11 protein-coding genes are annotated in these 13,098 nt (G+C 42.5%); all 11 read left to right on the top strand.

Features of this window, described 5'->3' with window-relative positions; translation table 11 throughout:
- Window positions 1-62 precede the first annotated feature (62 nt).
- The 11 genes from J3P43_RS06930 (at window position 63) to J3P43_RS06880 (ending at window position 12,979) form a co-directional block, all read left to right on the top strand.
- Entirely contained in the window at window positions 63-1,298 is a 1,236-nt protein-coding gene (locus J3P43_RS06930; protein ID WP_255900672.1) for a M16 family metallopeptidase, read from the top strand.
- Window positions 1,298-2,572, top strand: a complete 1,275-nt coding sequence (locus tag J3P43_RS06925) for a M16 family metallopeptidase (protein WP_255900671.1) — start codon at window positions 1,298-1,300, stop codon at window positions 2,570-2,572. The genes J3P43_RS06930 and J3P43_RS06925 overlap by 1 nt, the downstream gene beginning before the upstream one ends.
- A gap of 135 nt (window positions 2,573-2,707) precedes the next feature.
- Window positions 2,708-4,177, top strand: coding sequence for an IMP dehydrogenase (gene guaB / locus J3P43_RS06920; protein ID WP_255900670.1), 1,470 nt, complete (start codon window positions 2,708-2,710; stop codon window positions 4,175-4,177).
- A gap of 89 nt (window positions 4,178-4,266) precedes the next feature.
- Window positions 4,267-4,881 carry a winged helix-turn-helix transcriptional regulator gene (locus J3P43_RS06915; protein ID WP_255900668.1) on the top strand — a complete coding sequence of 205 codons (615 nt, stop codon included), beginning with the start codon at window positions 4,267-4,269 and terminating at the stop codon, window positions 4,879-4,881.
- Window positions 4,881-5,600: a DUF3307 domain-containing protein gene (locus J3P43_RS06910; protein WP_255900667.1), complete on the top strand. Its 720-nt coding sequence runs from the start codon at window positions 4,881-4,883 to the stop codon at window positions 5,598-5,600. Before J3P43_RS06915 ends, J3P43_RS06910 begins: the two co-directional genes overlap by 1 nt.
- 322 nt (window positions 5,601-5,922) lie before the next feature.
- Window positions 5,923-8,574 (top strand): TonB-dependent receptor, encoded by a 2,652-nt coding sequence (locus tag J3P43_RS06905; protein ID WP_255900665.1) that lies wholly within the window; start codon window positions 5,923-5,925, stop codon window positions 8,572-8,574.
- A 306-nt stretch (window positions 8,575-8,880) separates the two neighbouring features.
- Window positions 8,881-10,509 (top strand): acyl-CoA carboxylase subunit beta, encoded by a 1,629-nt coding sequence (locus J3P43_RS06900; RefSeq protein WP_255900663.1) that lies wholly within the window; start codon window positions 8,881-8,883, stop codon window positions 10,507-10,509.
- Window positions 10,510-10,586: 77 nt separating this feature from the next.
- Complete coding sequence (locus J3P43_RS06895; protein ID WP_255900662.1) at window positions 10,587-11,138, top strand: hypothetical protein; 552 nt, start codon at window positions 10,587-10,589, stop codon at window positions 11,136-11,138.
- A gap of 76 nt (window positions 11,139-11,214) precedes the next feature.
- Window positions 11,215-12,168 carry a thioredoxin-disulfide reductase gene (trxB, locus tag J3P43_RS06890; protein WP_255900661.1) on the top strand — a complete coding sequence of 318 codons (954 nt, stop codon included), beginning with the start codon at window positions 11,215-11,217 and terminating at the stop codon, window positions 12,166-12,168.
- 57 nt (window positions 12,169-12,225) lie between these two features.
- Complete coding sequence (locus J3P43_RS06885; protein WP_255900660.1) at window positions 12,226-12,357, top strand: 30S ribosomal protein THX; 132 nt, start codon at window positions 12,226-12,228, stop codon at window positions 12,355-12,357.
- 28 nt (window positions 12,358-12,385) lie between these two features.
- Window positions 12,386-12,979 carry a DUF4230 domain-containing protein gene (locus J3P43_RS06880; protein WP_255900658.1) on the top strand — a complete coding sequence of 198 codons (594 nt, stop codon included), beginning with the start codon at window positions 12,386-12,388 and terminating at the stop codon, window positions 12,977-12,979.
- Window positions 12,980-13,098 lie beyond the last annotated feature (119 nt).

Below are 13,098 nucleotides of genomic sequence, written 5' to 3'. Positions count from 1 at the left end.
AACAGGAAAGCAATGTCGCTTTCGGCAAAAGTTCTACCTTTGCAATCTTTTGACAGATTAGAATGGTATCATATAATCGATTTACGTTAGATAACGGTCTCTGCGTTTTAGTTCATGAAGATTTTACTACTCCAATGGCTGTAGTAAACATCCTGTATGACGTAGGTGCCCGCGATGAAAATCCCGGACAAACCGGATTTGCCCATTTGTTTGAACACTTGATGTTTGGCGGTTCGGTTAACATTCCATCATACGACGAGCCGTTGCAAAGAGTTGGTGGCGAAAATAATGCCTTTACCAGTAATGATATCACCAACTACTACATCACATTACCTGCTGTAAACCTCGAAACAGCCTTTTGGCTCGAAAGCGATAGAATGCTTAGTCTCGCTTTTTCAGAAAAAAGCCTGGAGGTGCAAAAGAACGTGGTATGTGAAGAATTTAAACAGCGCTATCTTAACCAGCCTTATGGCGATGTATGGCTGAAATTAAGGCCATTGGTGTATAAGAAGCACCCGTACCGCTGGGCCACCATCGGCAAAGAGTTGTCTCATATTGAGAATGCTAAAATTGAAGATGTTAAGGCATTTTTCAAGAAGTTTTACAATCCCGCCAATGCAATTATGGTAGTAGGTGGTGCTGTTACTACCGCCGAAGTTAAAGAACTGGCTGATAAATGGTTCGGAAGTATCCCTTCCTCACCAAAGCCGGTAAGAGATCTTCCCGCAGAGCCGCAGCAAACAGTTGAGCAACGCGAAGTGATTAAAGCAGATGTCCCCCTGAATGCTATCTATACTGTATTTCATTCACCAGCCAGAAACGATCAGGGACATTATGAGGCCGATCTTATTTCAGATATTTTATCCCGTGGCAATGCTTCACGGTTACATGTATCGCTGGTGAAAAATAAGAAGCTTTTTAGTGAGATTGCGGCTCATTCTACGGGGAGCCTGGATCCGGGTCTTTTTATTATTGAAGGAAAGCCGGTTAAAGGTGTTTCGATGGAAGATGCAGAAGCGGCGATCTGGGAAGAAATAAACAAGCTGAAGAATGAGTTGGTGCCCGCCGATGAGCTCACTAAGGTGAAAAACAAAGTTGAATCAACTATGGTGTTTTCCGAAATGAGCCTGCTCGACAAGGCCATGAATCTGGCCATGTTCGAACTGCTGGGCAATGCATCCGACTTAAACAAGGAAACCGGCCGGTATTTGCAGGTTTCAGCGCAAGACATAAAAGACAGAGCGAATAGTGTTTTTCGCAAAGAGAATTCAACCACCCTTTACTATCTGGCAAATTGATGTTAAACAGAACTTTAGCGCCTGTATTTAAACAGGTTGAAAAAATACAACTGATAAAAGCAGAGCCTCATGTGCTTGATAACAATATTGAGTTATATGTGATTAATGGTGGCGAACAGGAGTTAATCCGCATCGAGCTCATTTTTAAAAATGTGAACTGGAATTCTGCAAAACCCCTGCAAGCTTATGCTGTGAATACCATGCTGGTAGAAGGAACGAGCAAACTTAGCGCCCGGGAGATTGCTGAAAAGATCGATTATTACGGCGCTTTCCTTCAACTCGATTACAATTACGATTATTCTACGGTTACCTTATTTACATTAACTAAGCACCTGGAGTCAACTCTGTCGGTTGTTAAGGCTGTTGTTACCGATTCCATTTTCGCCGAAAGCGAACTTCAGACCTTTAAAACTAACCAGAAGCAAAAACTGCTGGTAAATCTTGAGAAGAACGATTTCCTGGGAAGACGTTTATTTAGCCATGCTTTGTTTGGCGATACCATTTATGGGTACAAAACAGAAAGTTTCGATTACGACAAGCTTGACAGAGTACAGTTATTGGAGTATTTTAAGTCGGCTTATCAGCCTTCTAATTGTGCCATAATCGCTTCAGGTAAAATTACAGATAATACAATTAAGCTCTTAAATAGTTGTTTCGGTTCTGATTGGGATCACGGTCCCGCGTTTACTGCAAATACTTTTTCTTTTAATGCCGATAAAGGTTTTGAGCACTACCTCGAACGTCCGGAGGCTTTGCAGTCTGCCATCAGGCTTGGAAGGGTTTCGGTAAACCGGCAGCATCCTGATTTTCCGGGATTACAGGTTTTGAACACCGTACTCGGCGGCTATTTTAGTTCCAGACTAATGGCTAATATCCGGGAGGATAAGGGCTATACCTATGGGATTGGTTCTGCCGTGGTTTCGTTACAAAACGCCGGATATTTCGTGATCGGCTCTGAGGTTGGAGCTCATGTATGCAGTGCTGCAATCGCTGAAATTGAAAAAGAAATAAAGATCCTCCAAACTCAATTGATCGGGAAAGAAGAACTGGAGCTGGTGAGGAATTATATGATGGGTTCTTTGTTGGGTAGCCTGGAAAATGCTTTATCGCATGGTGATAAATTCAAAAATATTTTCTTTTCTGGCTTAACTTATGAGTATTACGAACAGTATATTAAGGTAGTACGCAATATCACTGCCGAAGAATTACAACAACTGGCAATCAGATATTTAGATTTTAGTGATCTGCAGAAAATTATAGTAGGGAAGAAGTAAGCATTCATTTATCTCAGAAATGAGCCCGATGAGCTTATTTCTGAGGTAAGAAAAATATAGCAGACGTGCAGATTCACGTTGTTCCTTACAATTATTTTTGTTAGCTTTGCCCGGCAAATAACCCCAATATTTGCTATGCATCTTGATCCCGAAAAATTCGTTGCTGAAGGCCTTACTTACGACGATGTTCTCCTGATACCTGATTATTCTGAAGTGTTACCGCGCAATGTGGATACCAGCACATCTCTCACTAAAAAAATTCGTTTAAATGTTCCTATTGTTTCAGCGGCCATGGATACGGTTACTGAAGCCGAACTTGCTATTGCTATTGCCCAGGCCGGAGGTATCGGAATTCTTCATAAGAACATGACCATTTCGCTGCAGGCTGAAGAGGTTAGAAAAGTAAAACGATCTGAAAGTGGAATGATACAAGATCCGGTAACATTGAATGAGGATGCTCTGGTTAGTGATGCTTTCAAAATCATGAAAGATTTTAGTATTGGCGGTATTCCTGTTGTAAATACGAATAATATCCTGGTAGGCATTATCACCAACCGCGACTTGCGTTTTCAGAAAGATATGAAGCGTCCCATTCGTGAGGTAATGACCCGCGAAAATCTTATCACAGCTCCGGCCGGAACAACTTTGGTTCAGGCTGAGGAAATTTTACAGGACTATAAAATTGAAAAACTTCCCGTAGTAAATTCCTCCGGCGAGTTGGTAGGGTTAATTACGTTCAAGGATATTCAAAAGGTTAAAAATTATCCAAAGGCTTGTAAAGATGAGCACGGCCGCTTACGAGTTGGCGCTGCTGTAGGCGTTACCCCTGATACTATTGACAGAGTAGATGCACTTGTTAAAGCCGGGGTAGATGTAATCGCAATTGATACAGCACACGGGCACTCTTTGGGAGTTATCAATAAAGTAAAAGAGGTTAAGTCTAAATACCCTGATCTTCAGATTATTGCCGGAAACGTTGCTACCGGTGATGCTGCCAAAGCTCTGGCAGATGCCGGCGCTGATGGCGTTAAAGTTGGTATTGGCCCGGGATCTATTTGCACAACCCGTATCATAGCCGGTGTTGGTGTACCACAACTTTATGCAGTATACGAATGTGCAAAGGCATTACGTGGCACAGGTGTACCGGTAATTGCCGATGGAGGTATTAAACATACAGGCGATATTCCAAAAGCCATTGCTGCTGGTGCAAGTGCAATTATGGCCGGTTCTTTATTTGCAGGAGTAGAAGAGTCGCCGGGTGAGACTATAATTTATGAAGGACGTAAGTTCAAGTCGTACCGGGGCATGGGCTCGATAGAAGCTATGGAACAAGGTTCGAAAGATCGTTACTTTCAGGATGTTGAAGACGATATCAAAAAGCTTGTTCCGGAAGGTATCGTGGGTCGTGTACCTTATAAAGGCTCTCTCGCCGAAGTGATGTATCAATATATTGGGGGCTTGAGGGCCAGTATGGGATATTGTGGCGCGGCTACTATAGAAGATCTTCAAAACGCTCGTTTTGTTCGGATTACAGCCGCTGGGATGCGCGAAAGCCATCCGCACGATATTACTATTACCAAGGAGGCTCCTAATTATAGCCGCTAGTATATCGGCTTTTCGTACGATAATTCAAGATATCGGTTAATTGACCGATATTTTGAATTATCGGTTAATTAACCGATATTGTGTTAGTCATGATGGTAAGTATCTTAACCGGCGATATCATTAACTCCAGAAAGGTTTCAGTCGAAACCTGGCTCGAGCTTTTAAAAGCAGCTTTACTAGCATCCGCAAGTACAAAAAAATGGGAAATATATCGTGGTGACAGCTTTCAACTGGAGCTGAATCCCGAAGACGCCTTACTGTCCGCCATTTATATCAAAGCTTGTGTAAAAACCATTAAGCATATCGATGCCAGAATAGCTATTGGCATAGGAAAGAAAAATTATACCGCTGAAAAAGTTTCTGAATCTAACGGCGAGGCATTTGTTTTTTCAGGTGAAAAGCTTGAAGAACTAAAAAAAGAACGGGTAAGCCTGGCTATTCAAACCCGGTGGGATCAGTTCGACTACGAAATGAATGTAGCTGTTCGTCTGGCTTTAATCGCTATTGATAACTGGAGCCCGGTCTCCGCCGAAATGGTAAAATTATCTATTGAAAATGCCGGAATCTCACAAATTGAACTCGCCGAGTTGTCTAAAAAATCGCAGTCTACAGTAAGTGAAGCATTAAAGCGCGCACGTTTCGCAGAGATTTTGGAACTCGATAATCTCTACAGGAAAAAACTGAGGCACCTGATAAGCAAATAATGGATATAGTTTTAATCAAACTCATACTTGCACACATTATTGGTGATTTTTTTCTTCAGCCAAACAACTGGGTAGAAGAGAAGGAGCGGAAAAAGTTCAGATCTGGTAAGTTATATCTTCACTGCCTCATTCATGGTATATTAATCCTTCTATTTCTATTCGATATCAGTTATTGGCCGGTGGCGCTTTTGTTAAGCATCGTTCATTGTGTTATAGATTCCCTGAAGTTATATGCACAAAAACCTGCAAGTAAACGTGCCTGGTTCTTTGCCGACCAGTTATTGCATCTTATTAGTATATTTTTGGTATGGCAGTACATCCGGAGCCCTGTTTTGGATTTCTCGTTTCTTAACTCACCATCATTCTGGCTCAACTTAACCGCAATTTTAATCCTTACATATCCTACCTCAATAATCATAAAGGTTTTAATTGCCAGATGGACACCGGATGCCACCCACCCGGGTTCTAAAAAGGCGGATACATCTTTACAAAGTGCCGGACAGTTTATCGGTATTATTGAGCGATTACTGGTTTTCGCTTTTATCTATACCCAACACTTTGAGGCAATCGGTTTTCTTATTGCGGCTAAATCAATATTCAGATTTGGCGACTTAAAGGAGGGAAAGGATCTTAAATTAACCGAATATATCCTCATCGGAACTCTTTTGAGTTTTGGAATTGCAATGTTTATCTCTCTGCTAATTATTGAATTAACTTAAATTTCTGTCTTAAGTTCCCGCCTAAAGAACCTCCTTTCTTAAAACACGACCATTCATTTTGATCATATAGACGTATAACGGACGGTGTTAATAGTCTATTTAAACTATTTAGTCTATAAATTTGGTAGTTTATTAAGAATGTTTAGATTTGCGGCATAATTAACGAATGCACTTGATTCCAAATAATGTATGAATATGAAATGTACTAAGTGAAAAAAAGGGAAGCACACTGTTGCGCTTCCCAAGTCTAAATCAATGAACCAGGCGTTCAATGTGGCGTTGTTTCCTGGCTCAAATCCATCATTTAAACTAATGTAAAAATATGCAAAATTTTGCTAATCCGAATCTTACGTCGGCGGGCCCGACCTTTTTAACTCTATCTCATTTATTCTTATTCAGAAAGTTCACCTTTGCTTTTTTAACTCTCATTCTTTTCGGAAGTGTAGCTTTTGGCCAGCACATCATAACCGGAGTAGTAAAAGATAGCAAGGGAATTCCACTGCCAGGCGCGAATGTCCTAGTCAGAGGAACGACCTCATATGCAGTTGCAGACACCGCTGGTAATTTTAAAATCACAGTAAATATTGAGACTCCGTTTTACCTGAGAGTTACCTATGTGGGTTATAAACCACAAGATTTCCAGATTCTAAGTTTTGAGAGCAGCCCTGTGCAGTTAACACTTATAGATAACTCTCTTTTGCAGGAAATTGTGGTTACATCCAGGCGCCGTTCAGAGGTACTGCAGGATGTTCCTATTCCAATTTCTGTAGTTGGTGGAACTAAAATTGAAGAAGCCGGAGCTTTTAACGTAAACCGGATCAAAGAGATGATCCCGTCTGTTCAGATGTATACGTCCAATCCCAGAAACACTGGGGTTAATATCCGGGGAATAGGCTCACCATTCGGACTTACCAATGATGGACTGGATCCAGGAGTAGGGTATTACGTTGATGGAGTTTATTACGCACGTCCCGCAGCCGCTACGCTCGATTTTATCGATATTGATAGAATCGAAGTTTTGAGAGGACCACAAGGAACCCTGTTCGGTAAAAATACCACTGCAGGAGCCTTTAATATCGTAACCCGCAAAGCGAGCTTTACACCTGGCTACAACTTTGAAACCAGTTTAGGCAATTACGGATACCTTCAGGCTAAAGCCTCAGTAACAGGACCCTTAAACAGTAAATTTGCAGCGCGCGTTTCTTTTTCAGGTACACAGCGTAATGGTGTAATTGAAAACGTACGAACAGGAAAGTCTACCAACGACATTAATAACCTCGGTTTTCGTGGACAGTTATTGTTCAAACCTTCAGAAAATACTTCGATCACCCTGTCGGCAGATGCGTCTGATCAGCAACCTGATGGATATGCCCAGGTCGTGGCTGGAGTTGTAACCACCAATCGCCCTGCTTACCGTCAGTTCAATGCCATCATTGCCGACCTTAACTATTCTCTGCCGAGTTTAAATGCATTTGATCGTAAGATTGACCACGATACCCCATGGAATTCTGGTAACGAATTGGGCGGAATTTCTCTCAATGCCGAAACAAAATTAGGTCCGGGTACGCTAACATCTACCACCGCATGGCGCTACTGGAACTGGGATCCTTCAAATGACAGAGACTTTACAGGTTTACAGGCATTGGCGAAATCTCAAAATCCTGCTGAGCACCGTAACTGGTCGCAGGAAATTCGATATGCCGGCGAGTTGTCCGAAAAATTAAGCGGGGTTGTAGGTGTCTTTTATATCGATCAGGAAGTTCAGATCAATGGTACAGAAGAGTCTGGTACAGCCCAATGGCGTTTTTCTCAAAACTCAACCGGCTCAGCAAATGATGCACGGTGGAGAACTCCTGGCCTTTTTGAGGGATATGGTATCTATACTAATGCCGCAATCAGATCGCTTAGTGCAGCAGCATTTGCAAGTATTGACTGGGAATTTGCCAAAGGCTTCCACATCTTACCTGGTATTCGTTTCAATTATGACGAAAAGGATGTAACGTACGATAGGGTTGCAAGAGGTGGTCTTGAAACCAGCGATCCGGCCTTGCTTGCGTTAAAAAATGGGGTATACAGCAGCCAGTCTTATATAGCTGACGCGGATGAGGACAATTTCACCTACTCGATTACAGCATCTTATAAACCCAACCGGCGACTTAATGCTTTTGCTACTTATTCAACGAGTTTTAAGCCTGTAGGTGTTAACGTCGCAGGACTGCCAACTGTTAACGGCGCACCGGCGACTGATCTTGCAGTAATAAAACCTGAAGATACAAAGCATTATGAAATAGGCTTTAAATCAACACCAATCAATAACTTCACCTTGAACCTGACTTTCCACAACTCCGATATAAAAGATTATCAAACCAACGTTCAGTCAGCCGAGTTGGGTGTTAACCGCGGCTATATCGCCAACGCTGAAAAAGTTAATGTAAAAGGTCTTGAGTTGGATGCTAATTATTCAGTTAACCAGTATTTCTCGTTCTATGGCGCCGGTGCTTACACTGATGCTACCTATGTTCGCTTCACTAACGCTCCGCTTCCTCTTGAAGAAACCGGTTTAACGATAGATGGAGTACAGGTAGCGTTTAAAGATATCTCAGGCGGACAGCTTCCGGGTATATCAAAATGGGCCGGCTCACTGGGCGGGGAATTTGCCACTCCTGCGAAGTTTTTTAATAAGCAATCTAAATTCTTTACAGCGATCGATGCGTCTGCACGCTCGGGCTTTTCATCCAGTCCTTCTCCGTCAAAATATTTGAATATTGCGGGTTATGCTCTGTTCAACGGACGGATTGGTTATAAATCGCCGACCGGTTTATCGGCCTTTGTATGGGGACGTAACTTGTTTAACAGAGACTATTTTGAACAACTATTGCCTGCAGGTGGTAATGCTGGTCATTACGCCGGTGTTCTTGGCGAACCGAGAACTTTTGGATTGACTTTGCGCTACGCTCTTATTAACGGCAATTAAGATCTGAACAACAAGTAATGGCCCGGCTATTAGTAGCCTGATGGTGTGGCAATAATAATCGATACGCCATTTAAAATAAAATACATCGCCAGAACAAATATTTTCCGGTTAGTTTGGTTTGGAGGCCTGTACGGGCCTCCTTTTTTTATCTCAAAAATTTGTTGATGGATCGGCGTGTTATTAAGAGCTTGAATAAGAGAAGCGACGTATCCACTGATATAATTAATATTAAAACGTAAATGACTAAGTACGATGTGCTAACCATTTTGTGAATTTTATGTTAATTTGATACATACACGATTTACAATGAACCTTGATTACGAGCGTAATACCGATATAAACAAGCAGCTTCTATACGAACTAAACGACCGTCTGAAAACGGTTTACACCGGGGGCGGTGAAAAAGCCGCGACTAAACAAAAAGAAAAGGGCAAGCTTTTAGCCAGAGAACGTATCACTTATCTGATTGATCATGACAGACCCTGGCTCGACATAGGCGCTTTGACAGCAGATGGGATGTATGCCGAATTTGGCGGCTGTCCTTCAGGCGGCGTAATTACGGGGATTGGTTACGTTTCAGGAAGGCAATGTGTTATTGTGGCTAATGATGCCACTGTTAAAGCTGGTGCATGGTTTCCGATGACTGCTAAAAAGAACCTCAGAGCTCAGGAAATCGCTATGGAGAATCGTCTGCCAATAATTTATCTGGTAGATTCTGCCGGTGTATTCCTGCCTTTACAGGACGAGATTTTTCCCGATAAAGAGCACTTTGGCCGGATATTCAGAAATAATGCCATAATGAGTAGCGAGGGTATCGTACAGATCGCAGCTATCATGGGCTCGTGTGTGGCTGGTGGCGCTTATTTGCCGATAATGAGCGATGAAGCTATGATTGTGGACGGAACAGGGTCTGTGTTCCTTGCAGGAAGTTATTTGGTGAAATCTGCTATTGGCGAGGATGTCGATAATGAGGCGCTTGGAGGAGCCTCCACACATTGTGAGATTTCGGGAGTGACCGATTATAAGCATCCCGATGATCAAGCCTGTTTGGATTCTATAAAAAACATCTTTTCAAAAATGGGAACCCCCCTCAATGCAGGATTCGATCGCGCGAAAGCGGTAGCTCCATTGAAAGCGCCCGATGAAATATATGGCATTCTGCCGGATAGCAGGGAAAAGCCTTATGATATGCTGGATATCATCCACCGCCTGGTTGATAATTCTGAATTTGAAGAATATAAACAACTTTATGGCCAAAGTATAATTTGTGGTTTAGGCAGGATAGATGGCTGGGCGGTTGGTATTGTTGCCAATCAGAGAAAGGTAATTAAATCTAAAAAGGGAGAAATGCAATTCGGCGGAGTGATTTATTCAGACTCGGCAGACAAGTCAACCCGTTTTATTATGAATTGCAATCAAAAGAAGATACCGCTGGTGTTTTTACAGGACGTTACCGGTTTTATGGTTGGGAGTCGTTCTGAGCAGGGTGGAATAATTAAAGATGGCGCTAAAATGGTGAATGCAGTAGCCAATTCGGTAGTGCCAAAATTCACTATCGTTATCGGAAACTCTTACGGCGCCGGCAATTATGCCATGTGTGGCAAGGCATACGATCCTCGCTTGATATTTGCCTGGCCCTCTGCAAAGATTGCTGTAATGGGCGGGTCACAAGCAGCAAAAACACTGCTTCAGATACAAGAGTCGGCGCTTAAAGCCAAAGGAGAAACAATAACCCCGGAAAAAGAAGACGAGTTGCTCAAAGAAATTACCGACCGGTATAATTATCAAACCACACCATATTACGCCGCCGCCAGGTTATGGGTTGATGGGATAATCGATCCGCTCGAAACCAGGAAGGTAATCTCAATGGGTATCGAGGCGGCAAACCAGGCACCGATAATGAAAAGGTTTAATGTAGGAGTGATTCAAACTTAGACAGTAACACTGTAAATTCCTGCGACTTGTATTTTCCTAAGTTTGCAACTTTCTGATTCAAATTACGTTATGTGGCTATGAAGTTATCTGTGAGTTTGATGGTGCTGTTTGTTTGTTCGTTGTGTGGTGTCAAGGCACAAAAAGTTTCATTTTCAGAAGCCCGTTCATCCTCTCACACGTATGTCAAGGGCGATGACTTTGAAGGGGTAGTTTTCTCAAAAGATTTTGTTCTCCCTTTTCTTGCAAACCAGCCAGCCGATAAAAGATTTACTCCCACTGCCGCTGATATTGAAGCAGCGGAAAAATTACTGGTAAAAGATCTGAAATCAGTCAACGCATCCAAACTTAATCAGGGTGGAGGTAATGGACCCGTTATTCACGAATGCTTGAACAGGTTTGTTCGTCAGTATTACGGCTATATTACAGAGACCGGTGAAAAAGTGGTTTATATAAGTTGCCTGTTAAAAGGCAATTACAGGGTCTCATCTAATGAAACACCTAATTGGCTAAAAGGTGCCGTTGTAGTGCTGAATGGCGGGAGTAATTACTGGCAGATTCAAGCCAATCTAACCAAATCCTCGCTCTTCGGTTTGGGCATTAACAGCCTGGATAAAACCGCATCCCGTTAATTTGATTTTGTATTGATAATTGCCGTTTGTTCTGCAAAGTTCAAAGCGTTAGATTTGTCTACTTGAAATAAATCAAATGTCAGAAGTAACAGAACACGTTCATTGTTTAATCATTGGTTCGGGCCCCGCCGGATATACCGCCGCAGTATATGCTGCCCGCGCCGATTTAAAGCCGGTTTTGTATACCGGTATTGTCCCTGGCGGCCAGCTTACCCAAACCACCGATGTCGAAAACTTTCCAGGTTACCCGGAAGGGATTTTAGGACCGGAAATGATGGAAGACTTTCGTAAACAAGCCGAACGTTTTGGCACCGATATTCGCTTTGGTTATATCACATCGGTTGACTTTACCGGGCCAATTCATAAAATAATTGTCGACGAACATAAAACCATAACCGCAGATACAGTTATTATCGCTACAGGAGCTTCTGCAAAGTGGCTCGGACTGGAAAGTGAGCAAAAATATAATGGCTTCGGGGTTTCTGCCTGCGCCGTTTGTGATGGTTTTTTCTTTAAGGGACAGGATGTCGCCATTGTTGGTGCGGGAGATACCGCAGCAGAAGAGGCTACTTATCTGGCTAAACTTTGTAACAAAGTACATTTATTAGTGCGTCGGGATGAATTCAGAGCGTCAAAAGCAATGGTGAACCGAGTGTTAAACACTCCGAATATCGAGGTGCATTACAATACTCAAACCACTGAGATCATTGGAAACGGGCAAACTGTTACTGGTGTTAAAGTGGTAAATAACCAAACAACGGAGGAGTCAGTTCTCGACATTACAGGATTTTTTGTAGCCATCGGTCATAAACCTAATACCGATATTTTTAAAGGCTGGTTGGATATGGACGACACCGGTTACCTTATTACCAAGCCTGGAACCACCCAGACCAATATCGAAGGAGTTTTCGCCTGCGGAGATGCACAGGATAAAGTTTATCGTCAGGCTGTAACGGCCGCCGGAACGGGCTGTATGGCCGCATTGGAAGCAGAGAGGTATCTTGCAGCGAAAGAGCATGTTATGGCTTAATATATTCTTCTGAAACTTTTATAGCTCACCCGTGTTTCCTTTTCAAATACTATCATTATGGGAAAAGGAGATAAAAAAAGCAAAAGAGGTAAAATTACAATGGGTTCGTTCGGGAAAAGACGCCCCCACAAGCTAGCAAAGAAGACTGAAACGGTCAGCGAAGAAAAAATTCAAACAAAAAGTGCCTGATTGGGCACTTTTTTCGTTTTAATGATATATGATAAACAAGATACTTAAGCTCCGCACAGCTCTCATCCTTGGATTTTCTGTCGCAACCATTTTGTTCATGATTTTCATGTTCTTCTATATACGCAACCAATTTTTCGTTACGAGGACAGAAATCAACGAGGATGTGATGATAGAGAAAATTACCAATATGGGAAAGCTGGAACTGGTAAAGTATTCGATGAAAGACGTGATTGAAAAGAAGGTGACCCGAACATTGCTTCCGGATAAGCGCATACTTTTCGTGGCTACCGGCGAAGTGGTGGGATGCATTGATCTTACAAAAGTAGCGAAAGAGGATATCGTATCAGCCAACGACTCAGTAACCGTTTTCTTGCCCAACCCTGAGATCTGTTACACAAAGTTGGATCATCAGCGTTCTAAAGTATATGAACTTTCCGGAGTGTGGTCGCCCAGCGACCGCCAAGAGATGATTGAGGGGATCTACAAGCTTGCCGAGCAAAGGCTATTGCAAAACGCAAAAGAAATGAACGTTCTGGGAAAGACCAAAGAAAACGCACTTACCATTTTTAAGCCTATTCTGGAAAATATTTCAGGCAAAAAGGTTGGAATAAGATTTAGGTGACGTTCGAGCATTAACCATTTGTGCTCTGGATTCGTCTGCCCTCTGAATTCAGTTCTCCGGTGTCCGATTGCAAATTCCAGAGCCACCATCCGCTGTAAATTCATTATCATTATTAGCTT

It is taken from the genome of Paradesertivirga mongoliensis, from assembly GCF_024436395.1.
Taxonomy (GTDB): Bacteria; Bacteroidota; Bacteroidia; order Sphingobacteriales; family Sphingobacteriaceae; genus Paradesertivirga; species Paradesertivirga mongoliensis.
This window is presented reverse-complemented; position numbering and strand designations above follow the sequence as displayed.